The organism is Janthinobacterium sp. TB1-E2 (assembly GCF_036885605.1).
In the GTDB taxonomy this organism is placed as follows: Bacteria; Pseudomonadota; Gammaproteobacteria; order Burkholderiales; family Burkholderiaceae_D; genus Janthinobacterium; species Janthinobacterium aestuarii.
This window is the reverse complement of sequence record NZ_CP142523.1, coordinates 2,499,863-2,524,657: the sequence shown is the minus strand read 5'-3', so window position 1 is coordinate 2,524,657 and position 24,795 is coordinate 2,499,863. Positions and strand designations below refer to the sequence as shown.

The 24,795-nt window shown below is 63.7% G+C and carries 23 protein-coding genes and 1 tRNA gene; 11 read left to right on the top strand and 13 right to left on the bottom strand.

What is annotated here, in order from left to right:
* Positions 1–78: 78 nt before the first annotated feature.
* From OPV09_RS11415 to OPV09_RS11390, 6 genes are all read left to right on the top strand, one after another.
* A complete protein-coding gene (locus OPV09_RS11415; RefSeq protein ID WP_338681739.1) occupies positions 79–1,827 on the top strand; it encodes a ribonucleoside triphosphate reductase in 1,749 nt (582 codons plus the stop codon).
* On the top strand, positions 1,824–2,024 hold the full coding sequence (nrdD, locus tag OPV09_RS11410; RefSeq protein ID WP_034757000.1) for an anaerobic ribonucleoside-triphosphate reductase: 201 nt from the start codon (positions 1,824–1,826) through the stop codon (positions 2,022–2,024). The genes OPV09_RS11415 and nrdD overlap by 4 nt, the downstream gene beginning before the upstream one ends.
* The gene (locus OPV09_RS11405) at positions 2,014–2,721 is read left to right on the top strand and encodes an anaerobic ribonucleoside-triphosphate reductase activating protein (RefSeq protein WP_338681738.1); all 708 of its coding nucleotides are present in this window, start codon (positions 2,014–2,016) and stop codon (positions 2,719–2,721) included. The genes nrdD and OPV09_RS11405 overlap by 11 nt, the downstream gene beginning before the upstream one ends.
* Before the next feature lie 148 nt (positions 2,722–2,869).
* On the top strand, positions 2,870–6,925 hold the full coding sequence (locus OPV09_RS11400; RefSeq protein ID WP_338681737.1) for a Pls/PosA family non-ribosomal peptide synthetase: 4,056 nt from the start codon (positions 2,870–2,872) through the stop codon (positions 6,923–6,925).
* A 21-nt stretch (positions 6,926–6,946) separates the two neighbouring features.
* Complete coding sequence (locus OPV09_RS11395) at positions 6,947–7,462, top strand: 4'-phosphopantetheinyl transferase family protein (RefSeq protein ID WP_338681736.1); 516 nt, start codon at positions 6,947–6,949, stop codon at positions 7,460–7,462.
* A gap of 197 nt (positions 7,463–7,659) precedes the next feature.
* On the top strand, positions 7,660–8,556 hold the full coding sequence (locus OPV09_RS11390; protein ID WP_338681734.1) for a LysR family transcriptional regulator: 897 nt from the start codon (positions 7,660–7,662) through the stop codon (positions 8,554–8,556).
* Here OPV09_RS11390 and OPV09_RS11385 read toward each other — a convergent pair.
* Positions 8,553–9,230 (bottom strand): phosphoribosylanthranilate isomerase, encoded by a 678-nt coding sequence (locus OPV09_RS11385; protein ID WP_338681733.1) that lies wholly within the window; start codon positions 9,228–9,230, stop codon positions 8,553–8,555. The genes OPV09_RS11390 and OPV09_RS11385 overlap by 4 nt on opposite strands.
* Positions 9,231–9,452: 222 nt before the next feature.
* Between OPV09_RS11385 and OPV09_RS11380 the strand changes: the two genes are divergently transcribed.
* Positions 9,453–9,857, top strand: a complete 405-nt coding sequence (locus tag OPV09_RS11380) for a hypothetical protein (protein WP_338681731.1) — start codon at positions 9,453–9,455, stop codon at positions 9,855–9,857.
* Positions 9,858–10,106: 249 nt separating this feature from the next.
* Here OPV09_RS11380 and OPV09_RS11375 read toward each other — a convergent pair whose 3' ends face one another.
* The 5 genes from OPV09_RS11375 to OPV09_RS11355 form a co-directional block, all read right to left on the bottom strand.
* Positions 10,107–11,141, bottom strand: a complete 1,035-nt coding sequence (locus OPV09_RS11375) for an RNA methyltransferase (protein ID WP_338681729.1) — start codon at positions 11,139–11,141, stop codon at positions 10,107–10,109.
* Between the two features lie 64 nt (positions 11,142–11,205).
* Positions 11,206–11,547 (bottom strand): zinc ribbon domain-containing protein YjdM, encoded by a 342-nt coding sequence (locus tag OPV09_RS11370; protein ID WP_034756972.1) that lies wholly within the window; start codon positions 11,545–11,547, stop codon positions 11,206–11,208.
* 91 nt (positions 11,548–11,638) lie between these two features.
* A complete protein-coding gene (dmeF, locus tag OPV09_RS11365; RefSeq protein ID WP_338681726.1) occupies positions 11,639–12,616 on the bottom strand; it encodes a CDF family Co(II)/Ni(II) efflux transporter DmeF in 978 nt (325 codons plus the stop codon).
* 18 nt (positions 12,617–12,634) lie between these two features.
* Positions 12,635–12,910 (bottom strand): metal/formaldehyde-sensitive transcriptional repressor, encoded by a 276-nt coding sequence (locus OPV09_RS11360; protein ID WP_034784058.1) that lies wholly within the window; start codon positions 12,908–12,910, stop codon positions 12,635–12,637.
* Positions 12,911–12,986: 76 nt separating this feature from the next.
* Positions 12,987–13,811 carry a TlpA disulfide reductase family protein gene (locus OPV09_RS11355; RefSeq protein WP_338681725.1) on the bottom strand — a complete coding sequence of 275 codons (825 nt, stop codon included), beginning with the start codon at positions 13,809–13,811 and terminating at the stop codon, positions 12,987–12,989.
* Between the two features lie 173 nt (positions 13,812–13,984).
* Here OPV09_RS11355 and OPV09_RS11350 point away from each other — a divergent pair, with 173 nt between their 5' ends.
* Positions 13,985–15,001: an alpha/beta hydrolase gene (locus tag OPV09_RS11350; protein ID WP_338681723.1), complete on the top strand. Its 1,017-nt coding sequence runs from the start codon at positions 13,985–13,987 to the stop codon at positions 14,999–15,001.
* On the opposite strand, the gene OPV09_RS11345 is transcribed toward OPV09_RS11350, so the two are convergent.
* The 7 genes from OPV09_RS11345 to cysS all read right to left on the bottom strand — a co-directional run bounded on the left by OPV09_RS11345 (position 14,994) and on the right by cysS (position 22,480).
* Entirely contained in the window at positions 14,994–15,713 is a 720-nt protein-coding gene (locus tag OPV09_RS11345) for a DUF2325 domain-containing protein (RefSeq protein WP_425324040.1), read from the bottom strand. The genes OPV09_RS11350 and OPV09_RS11345 overlap by 8 nt on opposite strands.
* Before the next feature lie 435 nt (positions 15,714–16,148).
* Positions 16,149–16,241, bottom strand: a tRNA-Ser gene (locus OPV09_RS11340).
* A gap of 110 nt (positions 16,242–16,351) precedes the next feature.
* Positions 16,352–17,599 (bottom strand): aspartate kinase, encoded by a 1,248-nt coding sequence (locus OPV09_RS11335; protein WP_034756957.1) that lies wholly within the window; start codon positions 17,597–17,599, stop codon positions 16,352–16,354.
* A gap of 196 nt (positions 17,600–17,795) precedes the next feature.
* On the bottom strand, positions 17,796–19,214 hold the full coding sequence (gene tilS, locus OPV09_RS11330; protein WP_338681721.1) for a tRNA lysidine(34) synthetase TilS: 1,419 nt from the start codon (positions 19,212–19,214) through the stop codon (positions 17,796–17,798).
* 129 nt (positions 19,215–19,343) lie between these two features.
* On the bottom strand, positions 19,344–20,318 hold the full coding sequence (locus OPV09_RS11325; protein WP_034756951.1) for an acetyl-CoA carboxylase carboxyltransferase subunit alpha: 975 nt from the start codon (positions 20,316–20,318) through the stop codon (positions 19,344–19,346).
* A gap of 54 nt (positions 20,319–20,372) precedes the next feature.
* Complete coding sequence (locus OPV09_RS11320; RefSeq protein WP_425324038.1) at positions 20,373–21,086, bottom strand: DNA-3-methyladenine glycosylase family protein; 714 nt, start codon at positions 21,084–21,086, stop codon at positions 20,373–20,375.
* Positions 21,083–22,480, bottom strand: a complete 1,398-nt coding sequence (gene cysS, locus OPV09_RS11315) for a cysteine--tRNA ligase (protein ID WP_338681718.1) — start codon at positions 22,478–22,480, stop codon at positions 21,083–21,085. The genes OPV09_RS11320 and cysS overlap by 4 nt, the downstream gene beginning before the upstream one ends.
* 278 nt (positions 22,481–22,758) lie before the next feature.
* On the opposite strand from cysS, the gene OPV09_RS11310 reads away from it, so the two are divergent.
* The 3 genes from OPV09_RS11310 to OPV09_RS11300 all read left to right on the top strand — a co-directional run bounded on the left by OPV09_RS11310 (position 22,759) and on the right by OPV09_RS11300 (position 24,786).
* Positions 22,759–23,388 (top strand): peptidylprolyl isomerase, encoded by a 630-nt coding sequence (locus tag OPV09_RS11310; protein ID WP_338681717.1) that lies wholly within the window; start codon positions 22,759–22,761, stop codon positions 23,386–23,388.
* A 73-nt stretch (positions 23,389–23,461) separates the two neighbouring features.
* Positions 23,462–23,953 carry a peptidylprolyl isomerase gene (locus OPV09_RS11305; protein ID WP_034756945.1) on the top strand — a complete coding sequence of 164 codons (492 nt, stop codon included), beginning with the start codon at positions 23,462–23,464 and terminating at the stop codon, positions 23,951–23,953.
* Positions 23,954–24,039: 86 nt separating this feature from the next.
* The gene (locus OPV09_RS11300) at positions 24,040–24,786 is read left to right on the top strand and encodes a UDP-2,3-diacylglucosamine diphosphatase (RefSeq protein ID WP_083292839.1); all 747 of its coding nucleotides are present in this window, start codon (positions 24,040–24,042) and stop codon (positions 24,784–24,786) included.
* Positions 24,787–24,795 lie beyond the last annotated feature (9 nt).

Here is a 24,795-nt window from a genome sequence, read left to right as displayed (position 1 = left end):
GCACGCGCCCTTTGACGCCACTATATTTAGTGATTAATCTCCATAAAAACACCGCATGTTGTGTTTATTGGAGGTTTCATGACGACAAATGCAGTTTCCCCCACACGCGGCCAGGTCGACGTCGCCGCGTCCATCAATGAATACCTGGACCGGCGCGACTGGCGTGTCAACGCCAACGCCAACCAGGGCTACTCGCTGGGCGGCCTGATACTCAACGTGTCGGGCAAGGTCATCGCCAACTACTGGCTCGACCAGGTGTATCCGCCGGAAGTGGGCGCGGCGCACCGCGAAGCGGCGCTGCACATCCACGACCTCGACATGCTGGCCGGCTATTGCGCCGGCTGGTCGCTGCGCACCCTGCTGCACGAAGGCTTGAATGGCGTGCCGGGCAAGATCGAATCGGGTCCGCCGAAACACATGTCGAGCGCCATTGGCCAGATTGTCAATTTCCTCGGCACCCTGCAAAACGAGTGGGCCGGCGCGCAGGCGTTCAGCTCCTTCGACACCTATATGGCGCCCTACATCCGCAAGGACAGCCTGCGCTACGAAGACGTGCGCCAGTACATGCAGGAGCTGATCTTCAACCTCAACGTGCCATCGCGCTGGGGCACGCAGACGCCGTTCACCAACCTCACCTTCGACTGGATCTGCCCGGACGATTTGCGCGAGCAGATTCCCGTCATCGCCGGCCAGGAGATGGACTTCAGCTATGGCGAGCTGCAGGTGGAAATGGACATGATCAACCGCGCCTATATCGAGATCATGATGGCGGGCGACGCCAAGGGCCGGGTCTTCACCTTCCCCATCCCCACCTATAACATCACCGAGGATTTCGACTGGCACAGCGACAACGCGGAGCGCCTGTTCGAGATGACGGCCCGCTACGGCCTGCCCTACTTCCAGAATTTCATCAATTCGGAACTCAAGCCGAACATGATACGTTCCATGTGCTGCCGCTTGCAGCTGGACTTGCGCGAACTGCTCAAACGGGGCAATGGCCTGTTCGGTTCCGCCGAGCAGACGGGCTCCCTGGGCGTGGTCACCATCAACTGCGCGCGCCTGGGCCACTTGTGGCGCGGCGACGAGCCAGCGCTGATGGCGGACCTGGACCGCCTGCTGGAACTGGGCAAGACCAGCCTGGAAATCAAGCGCCGCACCATCGAGGAACTGATGCAGCAAGGCCTGTTCCCGTACACGAAACGCTACCTGGGCACCCTGCGCAATCACTTTTCCACCCTGGGCGTGAACGGCATCAACGAGATGATCCGCAATTTCAGCGGCGACGCTTACGACATCACGTCCGCCGAGGGCCATGCGCTGGCGATACGTCTGCTCGACCACGTGCGCGCCCGCATGGTGCAGTTCCAGGAAGAGACGGGCCATATGTACAACCTGGAGGCGACGCCGGCCGAAGGCACGACCTACCGCTTCGCGCGCGAAGACCGCAAGCGCTATCCGGCCATCCTGCAGGCGGGCACGGTCGACAATCCGTACTACACGAATTCGTCGCAGCTGCCCGTCGGCCATACGGACGACCCGTTCGAAGCGCTGGAATTGCAGGACGCGCTGCAGCGCAAGTACACGGGCGGCACGGTGCTGCACCTGTACATGACGGAAGCGCTGTCGGATGCGAATGCCTGCCGCGAGCTGGTAAAACGCGCGCTGAGCCGCTTCTCGCTGCCCTACATCACCGTCACGCCCACGTTTTCCATCTGCCCGCGCCACGGCTACCTGGCCGGCAAACATGAATTCTGCCCCACCTGCGACGCGGAACTGATCGCCCGCAAGCAGTCCGATTTCGCTCACCCACTCAAGGAAACGCCATGAACGCACGTCCCGACTTCACTCCCGCCATCACCCTGCTCGATACGGAACGCCAGCGCTGCGAAATCTGGACGCGCGTGATGGGCTACCACCGCCCCGTTGCCTCGTTCAACATCGGCAAGCAGGGCGAATTCCACGAGCGCCAGTATTTTACGGAAGCGAGCGCCCGCGTGGGCCAGCCCGCCTGCCATGGCGTTTGAGCTGAAAGTGGGCGGCCTGACGCCCTTTTCCGCCACCGACTACCCGGGCAAGCTGGCGGCCGTGGTGTTCGTGCAGGGCTGCCCCTGGCGCTGCGGCTATTGCCACAATCCGCACTTGCAGGCGCGCACGCCGGAAGGCGCCATGCCGTGGCAGGACGTCCTGACCTGGCTGCGCCGCCGCGTGGGCCTGGTCGACGCCGTCGTCTTCAGCGGCGGCGAAGCGTGCATGGATCCAGCGCTGGCGCGCGCCATGCAGGACGTCAGGGCGCTGGGTTTCGGCATCGGCCTGCACACGGCCTGCATCTATCCGCAGCGCCTGCGGGAAGTGCTGCCCCTGGCCGACTGGGTGGGTTTCGACATCAAGGCGCCGTTTGCCGACTATCGTCATGTGACCCGCGTGGCCGGCAGCGGCGACCCGGCACGCGCCTGCCTGGACGCCATCCTTGCCAGCGGCGTGGCCTACGAATGCCGCACCACCACCCACCCCGACCTGCTGCCGGACGAGCAGTTGCTGGCCCTGGCCGCCACCCTGGCCGCGAAAGGCGTCGATAACTACGTGCTGCAGCAGTTCCGCGCCGAAGGCTGCGCGGACGCGGCGCTGTCCGGCCGCCCCTTGCACGGCTATCCGGCGGCGACGACTTTGGCGCAAATCGCCGCCATGTTTCCGCGATTTACATTCCGTAATCATGGCAGTTGAGCCTGCAGCCACATACTTGCTGAAAATTCCACAAAATTCCCCGTTCTGCAACGCTGAAATGTCTTGCGTACTGTAATGTATCAACTGTGCCGCGCGCCATGCGCAGCCCATCAGATTCCTCACTCCGCATTACAGATAAGCGTCATCCATGAACGATTTCACCGCAGTCAGTCCAGGCATCCCTTCCACCCACGCCGACATCCTGTACGGCCCGCCGCGACCGGATCTGCTGCGCGAGGAAGTACTGGCCGACCTGCTGGAAGCGACGGCCCGCCGCTGCCCCGAGCAAATCGCCCTGATCGATGGCGAACGCCGCATCACGTATGCGCAGCTCGATGCGCAAGCCAGCCTGGCCGCAGCGCGCCTGGTGGCGGCCGGCGTCAAGCCCGGCGACATCGTGGGCCTGTGGCTGCCGCGCGGCGCCCATCTGCTGCTGATGCAGGCGGCCATCGCCAAGGCGGGCGCCGCCTGGCTGCCCGTCGATGAAGACACGCCCGTCGAGCGGCTGCAGGTGTGCCTCGATGACGCGAATGGCTTTGGTGTCGTCAGCTGCGCCCAATTCGCGCCGCGCCTGGCCGAGGCAGGCATTGGCCGCCCCGTATGGACGGCGGAAAGCCTGCTGGTCCCCGCCGCGCCGGGCGAACTGCTGCCCGCGCGCGCAACCGTGCTGCCCGAGCACCCGGCCTATGTGATCTACACGTCCGGCTCCACGGGCAAGCCCAAGGGCATATTGATCAATCAGCGCAGCATCTGCCACTTCCTGCGCAGCGAAAACGCCGTGCTGGAAGTGACGCAAGCCGACACCGTCTACCAGGGCTTTTCCGTCGCCTTCGACATGTCGTTCGAGGAAATCTGGATAGCCTACCTGGTGGGCGCCACCCTGTGGCTGGGGCCCAAGGAGATTTCGGGCGACCCGGAAGCCTTGCCGCGCGCGCTGGCCACCAATCAAGTCACGGTGCTGCACGCCGTGCCGACCTTGCTGGCCCTGTTCGCCGAGGAAGTACCGAGCCTGCGCCTGATCAACCTGGGCGGCGAGATGTGCCCGGAATCGCTCGTCGAGCGCTGGTCGCGCCCGGGCCGCGCCATGTTCAACACCTATGGCCCCACGGAGGCGACCGTCTCGTGCAGCCTGGCGCGCCTGCGGCCCGCCGAACCGGTGACCATCGGCACGCCGCTGCCCAACTACGGCTTGCTGGTGCTGCAGGTGGCCGAGCCGGGAGAAAACCGTCCCTTGACCTTGCTGGCGCGCGGCGAGACGGGTGAGCTGTGCATCATCGGCCCCGGCCTGGCCGAGGGATACCTGGGCCGCCCCGACCTGACGGTGGAAAAATTCCTGCCCAATCCCTGGAGCACGGGACCCGATGATGCGCGCCTGTACCGTACGGGCGACCTGGCGCGCATTGATGCGGATGGCCAGGTGCTGTGCCTGGGCCGCGCCGACGACCAGGTGAAAATACGCGGCTTCCGCGTGGAACTGGGCGAGATCGAAGCCGTGCTGGCGCAGCAGGCAGGCGTCGGCACCGTGGCCGTCTTGCTGCGCAAGGATGACGGCATCGACCAGCTGGTGGCCTACATCGTCGGCAGCGACGATGCGCCGGCCGACGCCCTGGCCGCGAAAACCCTGCGCGCGGCATTGAACCTGCACTTGCCGCCGTATATGGTACCGGGCCGTTTTGAACTGCTGCCGCTGATGCCGCGCCTGACCTCGGGCAAGATCGACAGAAAAGCGCTGAAAGCCATGCCGCTGTGCGCACCGCCAGCCGGCGAGGCGGGTGTATCGGACGTGCCGGAAACGCCTGCCGAAGCGGCCCTGTTCGCGGCGCTGGCCAAGCTGTTCCCGGGCCAGGCGATCTTGCGCCAGCTGGACTTTTTCAGCGACCTCGGAGGCCACTCCTTCCTGGCCGCCCGCCTGGCATCCGCCCTGCGCGCCGATCCGGCCTACGCCCACATGACGGTGCGCGACATTTACCAGAACCGGCAGATCGGCAAGATCGCCGCCGTGCTCAATGAAGCGCCGGCGCTGGCCACGCCGGAAGCGCAATGGACGCCGCCATCGACGTGGAAGCGCTGGACCTGCGGCGCGGCGCAGGCGGCGGCCGTGCCTGGCCTCGTCACCCTGCGCATGGCGCAGTGGATGGCGCCCTTCTTCACCTACCACTTCTTCACGGGCGACACGGGCGACACCGTGCCGCGCGCCATCGCCGCCTCGATCGCCGTGTTCCTGCTGGCCACCTTGGCCGAATTTGCCATCGCGATTGCCGGCAAGTGGCTGATCGCCGGGCGCTTGAAGCCTGGCAGCTATCCGCTGTGGGGCGTCACCTACTACCGCTGGTGGCTGGCCGACCGCCTGGTCGAATCGGCGCCCGCCTACCTGCTCAGCGGCTCGTCCCTGAACAGCTGGTGGCTGCGCGCGCTCGGCGCGAAAGTGGGCAAGGAAGTCGTCATCGGCTCGATGACCCTGCGCGCGCCCGACCTGCTGGCCATCGGCGACAACGTCAGCGTGGGCAATGCCGTCAACTTTGAAAACGCCCGGGTCGAGCGGGGCCGTTTGCTGCTGGGCCAGATCGACATCGGCGACGATGCCTGCATCAGCTCTTATGCGATTTTGGAAGGCAATACCAAGGTGGGCGCGTTTGGCCACCTGGAGGGACAGTCCGCGCTGGCCGATGGCGCCGCGGTACCGGCCGGGCGCGTGTACACGGGCTCGCCCGCGCGCGACATTGGTGAGTTCGACCCTGCCAGCCACCCGCCGCGCCCCGCCGTCTCGCGCCTGCGGCTGACGGGAGAAACCGTGTTCTTCTGCTTCGGCATGGTCCTCATCGCCGTGCTGTTCTTCATGCCCGTCTTCCCCAGCTTCGTGCTGATCGACTGGTTCGACGAGCGCGAAATGATGCCATGGCTGCAGGGCCGCGACGTGACGACCCAGCTGGCCCGCTACTTCCTGCTGGCCTTCCCCGCCAGCGCCGTGCTGATCGTGCTCACCGCCCTGCTGTCGGCCGCCATCCGCTGGGGCGCGCTGCCCCGCTTGAAGCCGGGCAGCTCGCCCGTGCACAGCAATATCTATTGCGCCAAGTGGCTGGTCAGCCATATCCAGGAATCGAGCCTGAACGTCCTGCACGGCATCTACGCCACCGTGTACGCGCCGTACTGGTACCGCCTGCTGGGCGCCAAGGTGGGCAAGGGTGCCGAGATTTCCACGGCCCTGGGCGTCGTGCCCGACATGCTGACCCTGGGCGACGACACCTTCATCGCCGACGCCGTCATGCTGGGCGACGAGCAGATCGACGGCGGCTGGATGACCATGCGCCCCACTGTCATCTCGCACCGCAGCTTCGTCGGCAACGGCAGCTACATCCCGGATGGCACGGTGCTGCCCGAGCACGTGCTGATCGGCGTGCACACGCATGCGCCGCGCAATGAGCAGATGCACAGCGGCGATACGTGGCTAGGTTCCCCGCCCATGCATTTGCCCGCGCGCGAACAGGTCAGCGGCTTTGCCGAGCACCTGACGTTCAAGCCATCGCTGTTGCGCCGCCTGGGCCGCAGCCTGATCGAAGCGTTCCGCATCGTCGCGCCGCACGCCGTGGTGATCGCCGTCGGCTATACCCTCGTGCTGGACGTGATGCCAATCGCGGGTGCCGGGCGCTGGGGTGAAGTGGTGAGCGACCTGGCCATTGCCGGCCTAGCCTACGGCATCGGCAATTTCCTGGTCGTCGTGCTGTTCAAGTGGCTGCTGCTGGGACGCTACCGCAAGCACGCGGCGCCCATGTGGACGCCATTCGTGTGGATTTCCGAAGGCGTGACCAATCTGTATGAAGGCATCGCCGTGCCCAACTTCATGCGCTACCTGCGCGGCACGCCGTGGCTGCCGCTGGCCTTCCGCCTGTTCGGCTGCAAGATCGGCCGCGGCGTCTACATGGACACGACGGACATCACGGAATTCGACTGCGTGCACATCGGCGACTACAGCGAATTGAATGCGCTGACCTGCCCGCAAACGCATTTGTTCGAAGACCGCGTGATGAAGATCGACCACGTGGAGATCGGCCAGCGCGTCTACATGGGCCCGCGCAGCTCCGTGCTGTACAGCGCCAAGGTGGGCGACAACGCGCGCCTGGGACCGTTGACCCTGGTGATGAAGGGCGAGCACATCCCCGCCGGCAGCAATTGGGCGGGCTGCCCGGCTGCGCCTTTACGCAACTGATCACAGCTGATGGCTTTTACGGTGCTCTGGTCAGGGGATGGCGTGCTGGTGATCGGCATCGCCGCCGTGCTGCCGCGCTTGGAGGCCCGGTTGCGCATCCGCGCCGCCGTACGCGAGGCGGCGGCGCACTGGCTGAAGCTGGACATCGAGGCGATCTCGGTGGCGTCGACGCCGGGCGCCCCGCCCCGTTTGCTGTTTCCCGGCGGCGTTGCGGGCCTGTCGTTCAGCCATGACGAAGGACTCTCGCTGGCCGCCATCAACCTGCAAGGCGCCGTTGGCGTCGACGTGATGCGCGTGCAGGACATTGCCGACTGGTTCACTCTGGCGCGCGATTACCTGGGGCCGCAGGTGGCCGAAGCACTGAGCACCTGCACCGATGCGCAGCGCCCATTGGCCCTGGCGCAGGCGTGGACGGCGCGCGAGGCGGCGCTCAAGTGCGCGGGCAGGCAGTTGGCGGAATGGGATGCACGGCCCATAGACTGCCATTTACAGCCCCTATCCCTGCCTGCGCCTTACGTCGCGACCCTCGCCTCTTAGTCCTCCTTTCCTTTTCCAGCGCCTCCGATCTGGACGAAAATCAGTTTTGCGATAATACTGACGAGCAGTCCCAGCACCCCGATCAATTCCAGCATGGCCTTTCCTTTGCAGTGACAGCAGACCAGGCACTGTAGCGCGAACGGCGGGGCCGGGCCAATATCAAATCAGGCAGTTTCCGATCTCGAAAAGGCATACGATTGATTTCCATCAGACAGTTCCGCTACTTTGTCGAAGTCGTCGATGCGGGCAGCTACTCGCGCGCGGCGGAAAAGCTGTACATCGCGCAGTCGGCCCTGAGCCGGCAGATCAAGGAGCTGGAAAGCGAGGTGCAGGCGCTGCTGCTGACGCGCGACGCACGCCATATCGAACTCACGCCCGCGGGCCAGGTGTTCTATGAACGGGCCAAGCGCATCCTCGACGACGTCGAGGAAACCGTGCGCCAGACGCGCCATGTGGGGCAAGGCGCGCAAGGCATCATCCGCCTGCTGCATTCAAGCTCCGTCACCCTCACGCCCGCCATCGGCGCCGTGCTGAACCGGCTGCTGGCGCAGTTCCCCGGCGTTTCGCTCGATGTGTCGAAGGGATCGTCGGAAAACCAGGCGGCCGACATCGAGGAAGGCCGCGCCGACCTGGGCCTCGTGCGCCTGCCCACCTTGCGCAAGCACGCCAACATCGTCGTGCGCGAACTGTTTGCGGAAAAGCTGGTGGTGGCCGTGTCGGCGGCGTCGCCGCTGGCCGCGCTGGAACGCACGACGATTGCCGCCCTGCGCGACGAAGCGTTCGTCTCGATCCCGCACAAGGACCGCGGAGGCCTCAGCTACCTGGTGGCGGGCCTGTGCCTGGCGCAGGGTTTCTTTCCGAAGGCGGCGCGCGCCCTGTCGCGCAAGACGTCGCAGCTGAACCTGATCGAGGCCAACATGGGCATCGCCATCGTCCCCGACAGCATGCGCCTGGTGGCGCCGCCGGGCGTGCGTTTCATCGCGCTGCCGGACGAGGAATCGCATTCCGTCGTGGGATTGATCTCGCCGCGCGCGGCCAGCGGCATGGTGGCCGCATTTACGGAAGCGTTCGTGCGCGAGATGAATACACTCTAGCCTTCCGCATACAGCGCCGCATCGACGTCGCGCACGGCCGCCATCAGCAAGGCCAGCTTCATGACATCGAGCTGGCCGTCCGTGCGCACGCGCGAGCACAGGTCGATGCCGTAGGGGCGAACCTGGCGCAGCGCTTCCATCACATTGTTCGCATCGAGGCCGCCGGCCAGAAAAACGGGACGGGGGCTGGCGCGCACGAAGCGCGCGCTGACGGACCAGTCGTGCGTGCGGCCCGTGCCGCCCAGTTCCGGCACCGCCGCGCCAGGACGCCCCGAGTCGAGCAAGAAAGCATGGACGTGGGGCGCGTAGGCGGGAATCAGGTCCAGCGCCTCCGGTCCCTCCACGTGGATCACCTGCACGCGCCGCACGTGCGGCAGCAAGCGCGCCAGTTTCTCGACCTCGCCCGGGTCGATATGGCCGACGATCTGCACGGTGGACGGCTGCGTGGCGCGCACGTGTTCGGCGATGGCTTGCGCCGTCGTCTCGGACGTCAGCAGGAACGTGGCCACGGGTGGCGGCGTCCAGGCGGCGATCTGTGCGATGCGCGCGTCGGGAATCGGGCCGGGGCCGGACGGCATGGCCGCCACCAGGCCCAGCGCGTCGGCGCCGGCGGCAATGGCCAGTTGCGCTTCGTCGATGGAAGCGATACAGCAGATCTTGATGCGGGTTCTCATGGCCTTGCGTGTGCAGTCTGGATGATCAACATTACAACACAGGGCGGCGCGCGCGCCAAGACACGCGGTCAAGGCCGCGCACGATTTTGTACCAGAATAGGGAGCACCCACTTCGTCCCGACGGCAGGCCATTCATGCCGCCTGATCGCCAGCCCGCGCTGATTGACACGCGCCAGGTGGCGGACGATACTTGACATCCGGGGTTGCTATTGGAAGCCGTACATGCGTATCGTCGACTTTGAAGTCCGCAAGGAGTGTCCGCCGCAGTTATGCGACTGCGGGCGCGAGCGCCTGCTCGGCGATGCGCAGGCGGACCTGTCCATCCTGCGCCTGAACCTGACGGAAGAAAAGCGCCTGCTCGCGCACATCGAGGGCATCGCCACCCATTCGCAGCTGCGGAAACTGCAACTGCTGTTGCAGAAAAACCTGGGCGTGGAATTGCAGATTGCACCGGGCAGCGGCGAAGTGCGCACCGTGCGCGGCTTCCAGATCCGCCTGCTGGAGCGGCCCGGCCTGTGCCGCAAGACGCGCGCCGCCATTCCAGCCGCCGTGCGCCGCTGCCTGGCCGCGCATCCAGAGATCGCGTTTGCGATCTTGAATGAAAACGATTTGCTGGGCGGGGTGTGAGCCGACACCATTGTTGGCGTATGCTCGAATGTCGGATTACGCTCCGCTAATCCGACCTACGCCGCCACGCTGACGTGGATGGGGATGACCTTGCCCTTCGCTTCGCGCGCCCGTAACTGCCCGCAGCCACCTTCCACGGCCGAATCGCGCAATTTGCTCAGTCACGTAGGTCGGATTAGCGGGCACCGCGTAATCCGACACCATTGTTAGCGTATGCTCGAATGTCGGATTACGCTCCGCTAATCCGACCTACGCCGCCACGCTGGCGCGGATGGGAATGACCTTGCCCTTCGCTTCGCGCGCCCGCAACTGCCCGCAGCCGCCCTCCACGTCCTGTCCGGCCGAATCGCGCAATTTGGTCAGCACGCCGCGTGCGTGCAGGGCGGCGGCAATGGCGCGCGCCTTTTCCCAGCTGGGGCGCTTGAACGGCAAGTCGGCTATGGTGTTATACGGGATCATGTTGAGCACCGCGTACTTGCCCTTCAGAAGTTCCACGATGCCATCCATCTCGTCCTCGCCATCGTTGACGCCTTCCATCAGGGTCCACTGGTACTGCACCGGGTAGCCGGTCAGGCGCGCATACGATTCGCCGAAGTCCACCAGCTCGCGCGGCGACAGCCTGGGCGCGCGCGGCAGCAGCTGTTCGCGCAGCACCGGCTTGGTCGTGTGCAGCGACAGGGCCAGCGCCGGCTTCACCCTGCCTTGCGGCAGGCGTTCGAAGGCGCGCGGGTCGCCCACGGTGGAAAACACGAGGTTCTTGTGGCCGATATTGCCCTCGGTGCCCAGCAACTCGATCGCTTCCATCACATTGTTCAGGTTATGCGCCGGCTCGCCCATGCCCATGAAGACGACTTTTTTCACGGGGCGCAAGGTGCGCGCCAGTACCACCTGGGCGACAATTTCTCCGCTGGTGACTTGCCGGATCAAGCCGTCGCGGCCCGTCATGCAGAACTGGCATCCCACGGCGCAGCCGACCTGGCTCGATACGCACAAGCCATCGCGCGGCAGCAGCACGCTTTCCACCGTCTGGCCATCGTGCAGTCCCACCAGCAAGCGCGCGGAACCGTCTGCCCCCGGATGGGTGCTGAGCAGCTTCAGCATGCCCCGCAATTCGAGGTCGAGCGCGGGCAAGGCCACGCGCACGGGCAGCGGCAAAAAATCCTCGGCGCGGCGCCGGCCCTGGTCGTGCGGCTGGCCCTGTATCCAGTCGCGCAGCACGCGCTGTTCGTGCAGGGGCTTGGCACCCAAGGCGCGCAGGCGCTGGCGGAGGTGATCGATTTGCATGGCGTCCGAATAAAAAAAAGGCGCGCCGGAATGAAGCCAGCGCGCCGTATGACAGGTAAAAGCCTTAGACCTTCTTGACGAATTCCGTCTTCAGGCTCATGGAACCGAAACCGTCGATCTTGCAGTCGATATCGTGGTCGCTGTCGACCAGGCGGATGTTCTTGACCTTGGTGCCCATCTTGACGACACCGCCGCCGCCCTTCAATTTCAAGTCCTTGATGACGCTGACCGTGTCGCCGTCCTGCAGGATATTGCCGGCCGAATCGCGGTACACCTTGGCGCCCTCTTCGACCGCTTCGCCGGCCGTGGCCGACCATTCATGCGCGCATTCAGGGCAGATCAACTGGCTGCCGTCTTCGTACGTGAATTCGGACTTGCATTGCGGGCATGGTGGTAATGTGCTCATTTTCTTCTCTGTCTGGTGAACAGCGCGTGCTGTAAAAGCCGACATTATACTGCCTACGCCCCGCATCAGCGGGCTTGTTTCACCATCATTGTCAAGGCCGGCGAATAATCTCGATGGTGCTGTGGACGATTTCCTCGTGAATGCCGATGCGCGCGCGCAGCTCGGCGGCTGTCAACGCGGCATCGCGGCTGACGACGGACAAGGCGCACGAATACAGCTGCTTGCCGACTCGCCACACATGCAGGTCGACGATGCGCGGCGTGTCGCCGGCACTTTCCACTTCCACGGCCTCGCGGATTTCATCCACCACGGGGTGGTCCATCTCGCGGTCCAGCAAGACCTTGCCCGTCTCCTGCATCAGCTTTTTCGCCCACAGGGCCACCAGCACGGCGCCCGCGATGCCCATCACGGGATCGAGCCACTGCCAGCCGTAAGCCCAGGCGCCGGCCAGCGCAAGGATGGCCAGCACGGACGTGGCGGCATCGGCCAGTACGTGGATGTACGCGGCCTTCATGTTCAGGTCTTCGCCATGGCCATGGTGATCGTGGTGGCCGTGATGATCGTGATGGTCATGCCCGTGGCCATGGTGGTGATCGTGGTCGTGATGCCCGCCGAGGATCAGCGCGCACACGAGGTTGACCGCCAGGCCGATGGCCGCCACCGCCATCGCCTGCGGATAGTGAATGGGCTGCGGCGAGAACAGGCGCTCGAGCGAGGCGACGACCATCAGCACGGCCACGCCCAGCAACAGGATGGCGCTGGTATAACCGGCCAGCACTTCGATCTTCCACGTGCCGAAGGCAAAGCGGGGATCGCGCGCATAGCGGCGCGCGGCTGCATACGCAAACGCGGCCAGGCCGATGGCCAGCGCGTGCGAACTCATATGCCAGCCATCGGCCAGCAGGGCCATGGAGTTGTACCACCAGCCAGCGACGATTTCCAGCACCATGGTGGCCAGGGTGATCCACATGACGATGCGCGCGCGGCGTTCGGCCTTGTCGCTGGCTGCGCCAAAGACGTGTTCGTGCTGCCAGGCGGACAGGTCTTCCGCGATGTATTGTTGTTTCATGCTGGTCTTTCTGATCGATTATTTGAGGTAGGTGCGCAGGATGCCCGCGATGTCGTCGGCGCCCCTGGCCCGCTCGTCGCCGGAGATATCGGGACTGGCCACGTGCTCGCGCAAGTGTTCTTCGATGACTTCGGCCATCAGGCCATTGACGGCGCCGCGCACGGCGGCGATCAGCTGCAGCACTTCGCCGCAGTCGCGGCCCTCTTCCAGGCCCCGCTCCAGGCCTTCCACCTGCCCCCGGATACGCTTCACGCGATTGAGCAGCTTGGTCTTGTTGTGCGCCGTGTGTCCCATGATTTCATCTCGATAAATACTATAGGGGGGTATACTATCAGAAAGCACTACACTACATCGACAAGGCATGCCCGCCTCAAGGCACAGGCGCGATTTTTTGCAGCTTGCTGGCCAGCGAGGCATCGGACAGTTCGCCCAGGTGCGTGTCGACCAGGCGCCCCCGCGCGTCATAAAACAGGGTGGTGGGCAGGGCCGAGGAACCGGCCGCCTTGCCCAGCGCCGCCCCGCTGTCAAGCACCACATTGCGCAGGGTCACGCCGCTCCTGCCCAGGAAATTGCTGGCCGCCGCCGCATCCTCGCGCTGGTTCGCATACACGAAGACGATATCGGCACGCGCCTGCTGCGCGGCCGCCAGCACGGGCATCTCGCGCCGACATGGCGGACACCAGCTGGCCCACAGGTTCACCACCAGCGGCTTGCCGCCAGCCAGCGCGGCCAAGGTCGTTGGCGCGCCGTCGAGCGCATGCAGAGCCACGGCCGGCAAGGCCGCCGGCTTGTCGTAGGCCAGCGAGATCCCCGCGCTCAACATGCCCCAGGCCAGCGCGCCGGCCGCCACGCTGATGGCCAGCGGTCGGCGCATGGACGCCATGGCGGGACGCCGGCAGCGCCACGCGGCAATGGCCAGCGCGGCCGCGATACCGGCCGGCGCAAGGAAGCCGCCATCGCGGATATTGATGATGGACCAGGGCGCGGCCAGGTACTGTTCGTGCCAGCGCAAGACGAAGGCCAGCCGCGCCGCCAGCAGGCCGGCGATCAGCATGTCGGAAACGAGGGGGCCGGCGTCCGGCAACTGGCGGGATCTGCGCAGCCACCACGCCACGCCGTAAGCGACGCACAGGGAAACGAACAGCAGGACGAGGCCCGTGGGCAGGGCCAGGGGACCGATTTGCAGGGACAGCATGGGCGCTTTCATCAACAGTCAAGGCGCCCATTGTGCCTCAAGCTCCGCCGGGCAGCGCCACACGGCAAAGACGAACGGGCCTTTTTCCTACGCCATGCACCGCAGCGCGCCTACCGCGCCAGCGGGCTGGCATGGGCATCATGGGTGCCTGCACACTCGCACGGGAGCAAGAGATGAATAAAGACATCAACAAGGTGATGGCGAAGGGCGCGCCGGTGCCGGCACAGGCAAATACGGGCTGGGTCCTGGGCGCGCTGGCCCTGGGCGCGGCGTGGCTGTTTGTCCGCAGCCGCAGCCGGCAGGCGGAGCGCGCGCATCCGCCGGCGGGCCAATTTCTCGATGTGCACGGCACGCGCCTGCATTACCTGAGCCAGGGTGAAGGTCCCGTCATCGTGCTATTGCATGGAAACGGCGTGATCGCCGAGGATTTTCGCCATGCGGGCCTGTTCGAGCAGTTGGCGCGCACGCACCGCGTGATCGCCTTCGACCGGCCCGGTTTCGGCTACAGCAGCAGGCCGCGCGGCACGCTGTGGACGCCGGCCGCCCAGGCCGCGCTGCTGGCGGCCGCGCTCGAGCAGCTGGGCGTACACCGCGCCGTGGTGCTGGCGCACTCGTGGGGTACCCTGGTGGCGATCTCGATGGCCGTGCAGCACCCGCAGCTGGTGCAAGCCCTGGTGCTCGCTTCCGGCTACTACTATCCCAGCGTGCGCTTCGATGTGCTGACGGCAACGCCGGCCATCCCCGTCATCGGCGACGTGCTCAGCCATACCGTGTCGCCCCTGCTGGGGCGCCTGATGTGGCCCCTGCTGGTCAAACGCGCGTTCGCGCCCTCGGCGGTGCCGAACAGCTTCAAGCGCCTGTCGCCGTGGATGATGCTGCGGCCCGGCCAGTTGCGCGCCGAGGCGGAAGAAACGGCCATGATGATCCCGAGCGCGGCGGTGCTGCGCAAACACTACCCGGAACTGCGCATGCCCGTGTCCATCGTGGCCGGACGCGAGGATGCGATCGTCAGCGCCAGCTACCATTCCGCGCGCCTGCACGATGCGCTGGACAACAGCGCACTGACCTTGCTGCCCGGCGCCGGCCACATGATCCAGCACCTGTCGCAGCCCACCCTGCTGCGCGAAACGGCGCGGGTCGGATACGACGCCGGCATCGGACTCGGCCAGGGAGAAACCGGCGTCAGGTAAGCAGCGCCTCCTTGCGCACGAAATGCATGGCTTGCGGCTGGTCCACCAGCACGCACCGCTTGCCCGTGCGCTTGCAGTGGTCGTGCACGCGCCAGTAGGCGTCGTGGCTGACGCAGCCCGTCTGGCAAATCACCAGATCGGCCGCGACCAGGCCCGCTTCCAGGGCGGCTACGTCATCGGCGCCGTCGTCGCCGCCCGCATGGTGCAGGAAGCGCCCGCCGGCCTGCTCGATGGCCTGCTGCGCCACGTTGGCGCCGGCGGCCTGCTGGCCCGCATTCGGGTCCAGATAGCTGCCCACATACAGCACGGCTTTTTCGTGCACATCGGCCTGCATGGCTGGCATGGGCAACCACTGCTGGCGCAGCAACTCGCGCATCAGGTCCTGCACGCGCTCACCGAGCCATTCGACCTTGCGCGCCAGCCTGGCACGCGTCGGCAAGCCGGGCGCGCTGGCCGCCAGTTCGGCCAGTTCGTCGCGCGCCAGCGCCAGTTTGGTATCGCGGATCACGACCTGCGCCCGCGAGCGCATCAATTCCGATTCCAGCTGCGCGATGCGGGCCGCCTGCGCGGCCAGCTGCGCACTGCAGCGCGCCTGCGCGCGGCCATACTCTCCCATCAGCACGCGATGCTCGTGCGCGATCACATCCTCGTTGCCATACACACTGCCCATCATGCCTCCTTCACCGCCCGTGGCGCCATGGCGCCAGCCCATGCTACCCCATTGACCAGAATTATAAATGAGAATCATTATTATTTGTGTATGCGCGCGTGCGCCGTAGGGGTATGCGGGGCTGTCGGCCAGCGATTGTGCGCATTCTTTCTGGCAAACGATTCATTGAGTCGCGCTTGTTCGATCACTTTTTATAAGATGTAATCTTGCAAAAATTCATTGAGCCACCGTACGTTCACCACTCCATGTCGGCATGGATGCTGGTGTGGGGCATGGCGCCGGTGGGAGAGCTGGCTGCTAGTGCCTGAGATGAGGGGACGGCGCTGGCCGCTGCGCGGCCACCGGGGCCGCGCAGGGCGCGGCAGAATGGCGATTCGAATAGCCTCGCGCCCCCTAGGGCGCTCCGTCTTCGAATCCCACCGTTCCGTCCAGACAAATAAAAAAGCCTCCCGCAGGGGAGGCTTTTTTATTTGATTCTGGCGGAGACGGTGGGATTCGAACCCACGATACAGGTATAAGCCGTATGCATCCTTAGCAGGGATGTGCCTTCGGCCACTCGGCCACGTCTCCTAGCTGATTACTCAACTATGTCTCTGTAGCTAACTGCGCTGCAGCGACGAACGTCATAATATCGATTGCCCCCCCTTTGGTCAAGGGCGTAGGGCAATATTTTTGGATATTTAAGCTTTTTCCAGCTCGAACGCTTTATGCAGCGCGCGCACGGCCAGTTCCATGTACTTTTCGTCGATCAGCACGGATATCTTGATCTCGGAAGTGGAGATCATCATGATGTTGATGCCCTCTTCCGACAGGGTGCGGAACATTTGCGATGCGACGCCAACGTGGCTGCGCATGCCCACGCCGACGACGGACAGTTTCGACACTTTCGCGTCGCCCGTGATGCTGGCCGCGCCCAGCGATTCGCGGTTCGCTTCCAGCACGGCCAGCGCGCGCGTGTATTCGCCGCGCGAGACGGTGAAGGTGAAGTCCGTTTTACCGTCGACCGACTGATTCTGTATGATCATGTCGACTTCGATGTTCGCGTCCGCCACCGGTCCCAGGATGTGGTAGGCCACGCCTGGACGGTCGGGCACGCCGAGCACGGTGATTTTGGCTTCATCGCGGTTGAAGGCGATGCCGGAGATGACTGCTTGTTCCATGTTTGTATCTTCCTCAAACGAAATCAGGGTGCCTGAATTGGCTTCTATTTCCAGCGGCAACATCGGGTCGGTCAGCGACGACAGCACGCGCGTGGGCACGCGGTAGTTGCCGGCGAATTCCACCGAACGCGTTTGCAGCACTTTGGAGCCCAGCGAAGCCAGTTCCAGCATTTCTTCAAAGGTGATGGTCTTCAGGCGGCGCGCCTCGGAGACCACGCGCGGGTCGGTCGTGTAGACGCCGTCGACGTCCGTGAAGATCAGGCATTCGGACGCCTTCATGGCGGCGGCGATCGCCACGGCCGAGGTGTCCGAACCGCCGCGGCCCAGGGTCGCGATGTTGTCGTGTTCGTCGACGCCCTGGAAACCGGTAATGATGACAATCTTGCCCGCATCGAGGTCGCGTTTGACTTTTTCGTCATCGATCGACTGGATGCGTGCCTTGGTAAAGGCGGAATCGGTCTTGATCGCGACTTGCCAGCCAGCATAGGATACGGCTTGTTTGCCGATCGCCAGCAGTGCCATCGACAATAGGCCGACGGACACTTGTTCGCCTGTCGAGGCGATCATGTCAAGTTCACGGGGATCGGGTTGATCCATGATTTCCTTGGCCAGTCCAATCAGGCGGTTGGTTTCGCCCGACATGGCGGATGGCACCACCACGATTTGATGCCCAGCGTCGTGCCACTTGGCAACGCGCTTGGCGACATTCTTGATACGGTCAGTCGAGCCCATCGACGTACCGCCATATTTGTGGACGATTAAAGCCATAAGAGTGAAGTTTCCGCTCAAGAAGAATAAAAAAGGAGGGCTTTACTCTACATGCCGCAATGCAAAATAACAAGCTAAAAAGCGCATTAGCTCATACCGATTGCGCATATGGAAATAACCAATCCATGCAGTCCAGCCGGCTTGGGCAGCCACTTGCCAGCCACCCCGGGAGTGGCCGTGGCGGCTGCCCCTGCGCTCAGCAGGAGACCCAGCGCAAGGTGACGCGGGGACGATCCAGCAGACTCAAGCAATGGCAATCGAGGCCAATACCGGCCGCGAACAGCAATTGTTGCGCCGCACAGACAAGCGGCAGGCGTTCGCGCTCCCAGGCGGGCACGTCAAACGCCTGGTAATGGTATTTCAAGCTCTTCGTGGGTCGGTTCAAGGCCAGTTTCAGGCGCTCGCCGCCCTGGCGGAAATCGATGGTCAAGGTTTGAGATTGCAGCCAGGCAATATCGATACCCTGGCCGCCCTCTTCCACCGCATCGAAATGCAGCACGCCGCCATACGCGGGAAAGGCCAGGCTGGCCTCGCCTTTCCACACAAATTCCTGGCTGGCTTTTTCCAGGCCGGGAATGCCCGCGTCGCTCTTGTCGCGCATGCCGGCCAGGTCATCGAGCTTCGGCGTCAGGTACAACCGGTCGCGGTGGCGCCGCACGTGGCATTCTGGGTGCGTGACCAGCAATTGCGCATCGGGCCGCGCTTCCAGCAATTGCGCCAGCATTTCCGCCAGCCACGCCGTCGACGGCATGCGCAAGCCGCGCGTGCCGAACCAGTGGCGCAGCAGGTTGTAGCAGCGGTCCGCGCTCAGCTCGCGCAATTTCGCCAGTTCGATGCAGTCGCCATCGAGGCACGCCGCCAGATCCTGCGTCGCCAGTTCCGTCAGCAGGCGCTGCGCCGATTGCGCGTGCTGGGCGCTGCGGGCGAAACGCTCCTGGAAACCGGGAAAGGCCTGCGCCAGCACGGGCATCACCTGGTGCCGCAAGGCATTGCGGGCAAAGCGGGGATCGTCGTTCGATTCGTCGTGGATGTGCGCGATCGCATGTTTTTCCACGTAGCTTTCCAGCTGTTTGCGCGACACGGGCAGCAAGGGGCGCGCCATCACGAGGTCCGGATTGCCCAGCAGCTCGGGCGCGCTGTTGGCGCCATCCATGCCGGACAAGCCCGCCGTGCCTGAGCCGCGCAGCAATTGCAGCAGCACGGTTTCCGCCTGATCATCCTGGTGGTGGGCAGTGAGCAGCAAGCGCACGCCGTGCGCGGCGCACAGCTCGCCCAGGGCCGCGTAACGGCGCTTGCGGGCCGCCTCTTCCGTGCCCGTCTTCGCATTTTTTTCCAGGGTGACCTTGCGCGCCTCGAAAGCGATGCCCATGCCGGCGCACAATTGTTCACAGTGGGCCAGCCACGCGTCCGCGTTCGGACTCAGGCCGTGGTGCACATGAAACGCGTAAAGAAACACGCCGTGCTCTTGCGCCCAGGCATGCGCCAGGTGCAGCAGGGCCGAGGAATCGAGGCCGCCGCTGAGGGCGATGGCGACCGTCTCGCCGGCTTGGGGTCCGCAGACGTCCAGCGCATGGGCAAAGATATCGGCGACGGTGGCGGTTTGTTGCTTTTTCAATCAGGACTCCGGGAATGCAAAGAGGGACAGGCAGCTAAACGGATGGGTTCGTTTAGCTGGCTGTCCCTGGTGTTTGAATGCTATGTTGGCTTACATTTGGGGTCAGACCCGACGGGTCTGACCCCAGCCTTACTCGCTCGGCGTCGTTTCCTTGAACTTGCCGTAGCTCAGCAGTTTTTCGTGGCGCGCGGCCAGCAGGTCCTTGGTTTTCATGCCGTGGAACTGGCGCAGGGTGTCGGCCAGTGCGCGCTTGAGCAAGGTGGCCATCTGTTTCGGATCGCGGTGGGCGCCGCCCAGCGGTTCGTTGATGATCTTGTCGATCAGGCCCATGGCTTTCAGGCGGTGGGCGGTCAGGCCCAGCGCTTCGGCCGCGTCGGAGGCGCGCTCGGCGCTCTTCCACAGGATCGAGGCGCAGCCTTCCGGCGAGATCACGGCATAGGTCGAGTATTGCAGCATCAGCACGGCGTCGCCCACGGCAATGGCCAGCGCGCCGCCGGAACCGCCTTCACCGATGATGGTGGCGATCAGCGGCACTTTCAGCTCGGCCATCACGTACAGATTGTGGCCGATGGCTTCCGACTGGCCGCGCTCTTCCGCGTCGATGCCGGGGAAGGCGCCTGGCGTGTCGACGAAGGTGAAGATGGGCAAGTTGAACTTTTCAGCCACTTTCATCAGGCGCATGGCCTTGCGGTAGCCTTCCGGTTTCGGCATGCCGAAATTGCGCATGGCACGCTCTTTCGTGTCGCGGCCCTTCTGGTGGCCGATGACCATGCACGGCTGGCCGTTGAAGCGGGCCAGGCCACCCACGACGGACAGATCGTCCGCGTAGCTGCGGTCGCCATGCAATTCGTGGAAATCGGTAAAGATTTCATTCACGTAATCCATGGTGTAGGGGCGCTGCGGGTGGCGCGCGATCTGCGCCACTTGCCAAGGGGTCAGCTTGGCGTAGATATCTTTGGTCAGCTGCTGGCTCTTCTTGGCCAGGCGGTCGATCTCTTCGGAGATATCGACGGCCGAATCGTCTTGCACGAAGCGCAACTCTTCGATCTTGGAATCGAGTTCCGCGATCGGCTGTTCAAAATTGAGGAAAGTCGTTTTAGTCATTGTACCTCCAGGTTTTACCGGCCACGGCGCCAGGGCGCGCGGCGTCATCTATGTTTATTTTACCGTACCGGCTGGTGCACCGGGGGCTGCATCGGGTGCGGCAGGGGCGGCTGCAGGGTCGAGACTGCGCCACAAATACCACGTCGCCACGGTGCGCCACGGTTCCCAATTGGCGGAAACTTCGCGCGCATCGCTGCGGGAAACTGGTTCGCCGGAGAAATAATTGACGCTGATTCCCTGGATCAAACCGGGGTCGTCGAGCGGCAAGACATTCGGCCGGAGCAGATTAAATATCAGAAACATCTCGGCTGTCCAGCGGCCGATGCCGCGGATTTGCACCAGTTCGGCGATGACGGCTTCGTCATCCATCTGGTCCCACTGGCTCGCGTGCACGCGCTTGGCCTTGAAATGGTCGGCCAGGTCGAGGATGTATTCGGTCTTGCGTTTGGACAAGCCGCAGGCGGACAGCTGCTCGGCGCCTGCCTTCAATACTTGCGACGGCGTGCATTTCGGGCAAGCGAGCAGCAGCTTTTTCCAGGCAGCATCGGCCGCCTTGGGCGTGATCTGCTGTCCCACCAGCGAACGGGCCAGGGTGGTAAACGGGTCGCTATGGCCGACCAGGTGCAGGTCGCCAAATTGCGGGATGAGCTTTTTCATGATGCGGTCGCGCTTCATCAGCTCGATCTTCGCCTCTTCCCAGTAATGCGGCACCTGGATCACCTGCGCTTCCACCGGCGCTTCCCCGTTTTCCCTGGACGTTGGCATCATGCGCGGCGCCAGTTGGTCGAGCCGTCAGGCTTGTCTTCGAGAATGATGCCCGCCGCCAGCAAGTCGGCGCGGATCTTGTCGGACTGAGCAAAGTCGCGCGCCTTCTTCGCCGCGCTGCGCGCCGCGATGGCCGATTCGATGCCGGCCGCTTCGTCCTGGCCACCGGCGGCGGCGCCGACGGTCGCTTGCAGGAATTGCTGCGGCGTGCGTTCGAGCAAGCCGAACACGCCCGCCAGGCCCTTCAATTGACGCGCCAGGGCTGGCGACTTGCTCTTGTTGACTTCCGTTGCCAGATCGAACAGGGCGGCCACGGCCAGCGGCGTGTTGAAATCGTCATCCATCGCTTCGCGCACGCGCACGGCATGCGCTTCGCTCCAGTCGATGGCGCCCTCTTCCACCACCACGTCGGCCAGCGCCGTGTACAAGCGGGTCAGCGACAGGCGCGCATCGTCGAGGTGCACATCCGAGTAATTGAGGGGGCTGCGGTAGTGCGCGCGCAGGATGAAGAAGCGGATCACTTCGGCATCGAACTTTTGCAGCACTTCGCGGATGGTGAAGAAGTTGCCGAGCGACTTGGACATCTTTTCATTGTCCAGGCGCACGAAACCGTTATGTATCCAGTAATTGACGCTGGTATGGCCGAAGGCGCCTTCGGATTGGGCGATCTCGTTTTCGTGGTGCGGGAATTGCAAGTCCGCGCCACCACCATGGATGTCGAACTGTTCGCCAAGCAAGGCGCAGGACATGGCCGAGCACTCGATATGCCAGCCCGGGCGGCCCTTGCCCCATTTCGAATCCCATTTGACTTCTTCCGGCTCGGACTCTTTCGACGACTTCCACAGCACGAAGTCGAGCGGATCGCGCTTGCCCGTGTTCACGTCGACACGTTCGCCCGCGCGCAGGTCGTCGAGCGACTTGCCCGACAGCTTGCCGTAATGGGGGAAATTGCGCACGGCATAATTCACATCGCCGTCCGCGCCCTGGTAAGCGAGGTCCTTCGCTTCCAGCTGCTCGATCAGGCGCAGCATCTGCGGCACGTATTCAGTGGCGCGCGGCGTATGGTCGGGCGTCAGGATGCCCAGCGCGGCCGTGTCTTCATCCATGTACTGGGTGAAACGCGTCGTCAGCTGGGAAATCGTCTCGCCGTTTTCCACGGCGCGGCGGATGATCTTGTCGTCGATGTCCGTAATGTTGCGCACATAGGTGACGTCGAAACCGGAGGCTTTCAGCCAGCGGTAGATGACGTCGAACGCCATCATCATGCGCGCATGGCCGATATGGCAATAATCGTAGATGGTCATGCCGCACACGTACATGCGTACCTTGCCCGCTTCCATCGGGACGAATACCTGCTTCTCGCGCGCCAGGGTGTTGTAAATCTTTAGATTGCTCATCGTACTTTGCAAGTGGAGCGGCCGCCAGCCTGGCAAAACGACAGACAGGCGCGGACACCGGGGGTGCCGCGCCACAGAACTGCCGTGTGCGCCGAGACGGGACGACCCGCTGTATTGTTGTTCTTGTTTGTTAGAATTAGGGCGTTAGCGGTCAAGTATAACATTGATAAAAACCATACTGGCCCGATATGAATCAGGTTTTTACGATGTTCAACCGAATTTTCATTTCTTTACAATTAAAGCAAGTTTAGAGAAAAATAACGATCAAGGACACCTTCATGCAAGAAATCAAATCGAAACGCCTGTCTTTCCTGGCCCGTTTTTGCACCCTGTTTGCCGGCCTGACCCTGGGCAGCGCCGTCGTGGCAGCCGCCCCGGCGACGGCCCTCGACCCCACGCCACATGTGGCCCTGAAAACCACCATGGGCGAGATCGTGCTGGAACTGAACCAGGAAAAAGCGCCGCACAGCGTGGCCAATTTCTTGCAGTATGTCAAAAGCGGTTACTACAAGGGCACGGTGTTTCACCGCGTCATCGACGGCTTCATGATACAGGGCGGCGGCTTCGACAAGAACATGAAACAGAAAGCCACCAAGGCGCCGATCAAGAATGAAGCGCAAAACGGCTTGCAAAACGTCACCTACAGCATCGCCATGGCGCGCACGGGCGACCCGCATTCGGCCACCGCGCAATTCTTTATCAACGTCAACGACAATGGCGCGCTCGACTACCCTGGCCGCGACGGTTTCGGCTACACGGTGTTCGGCAAAGTCGTCAGCGGCATGGACGTGGTCGACAAGATCAAGGCCGTGCCCGTTGCCGACAAGGGCCCGCACCAGAACGTGCCGGTCACCCCCGTGGTGATCGAATCGGCGACTTTACTCAAATCCGCGCCAGCAAAACTGTAAAATAGCGTTTTTGCGGCGCCGGCCTGCCTGGCGCCGCTGAATCAATTATTCATCCAATTTATTAAGGATCATCATGACCTCCGTCATCATCACCACCAATCTGGGCAAGATCACCGCTGAACTGGACGCCGAGAAAGCGCCGAAAACGGTTGCCAACTTCCTGGCCTACATGAAAGCCGGTCACTACGACAACACGATTTTCCACCGCGTCATCGACGGCTTCATGATCCAAGGCGGCGGTTTCGAGCCAGGCATGAAACAAAAGCCAGCCGACACCACCGTGGAAAACGAAGCCAAGAACGGCCTGAAAAACGATACCTACACGCTGGCCATGGCCCGCACGTCGGATCCGCATTCGGCATCGGCCCAGTTCTTCATCAACATCAAGAACAACAGCTTCCTCGACTATCCAGGCCAGGACGGCTGGGGCTACGCCGTGTTCGGTAAAGTCACCGAAGGCAAGGAAGTCGTCGACGCCATCCGCGCCGTGAAAACCTCGCGCGCCGGCATGTTCGCCGACGTGCCAGTGACGGACGTGATCATCGAGAAGGTAGAAGCCGCGTAATCAGGCTTCAGCATCATGAATAACAGGCATTGCAACGTTTTCGCCTCTCCATGCACATCACTTTTTGGGAGCGTTGAACGATGACAATGCCTGCCGCACTCTTTATTTCCGACCTGCATCTGCAGAGCTCGCACCCGCGCACCAGCGCGGCGTTTCTTTCTTTCCTGGAACACCATGCGCAATATGCGCAAGCGCTGTATCTATTAGGCGACCTGTTTGAATACTGGGCCGGCGACGATGACCTGGAAGACCCGTTCAATGCGCGCATGACGGCCGCCATCCGCGCCGTCAGCGATGCTGGCGTGCACGTCTACTGGATCGCCGGCAACCGCGACTTTCTCGTCGGCTCCGGCTTTGCCGCCGCCGCCGGCGCCACCCTGCTCAGCGAACCGCACGTGGCCACGATAGCGGGCCAGCGCATCGTCCTGCTGCACGGCGACGCCGAATGCACGAAAGACGTGCAATACATGGAATTTCGCGCCATGGTGCGCCAGCCCGCCTGGCAAAAACAGTTCCTGTCCATGCCGCTGGCGCAGCGCAAGGCCATCATCGACGGTTTGCGCAAGAGCAGCCGCGAGCACAATGGCGAAAAATCCATGGACATCATGGATGTCACCCCCGATGCTGTGGCGCAAGTGTTTGCCGAACATGCGAGCACCGTCATGATTCACGGCCATACGCACCGCCCCGCCCTGCACCAGGTCGGCCATACCCTGCGCTATGTCTTGCCCGACTGGGAATGCGATGTCACGCCGCCGCGCGGCGGCTGGATCGCCATCGATGCGCGCGGCAACATCACGCGCCACGACCTGAACGGCAACATCATCGACTAGGCCCGCGCC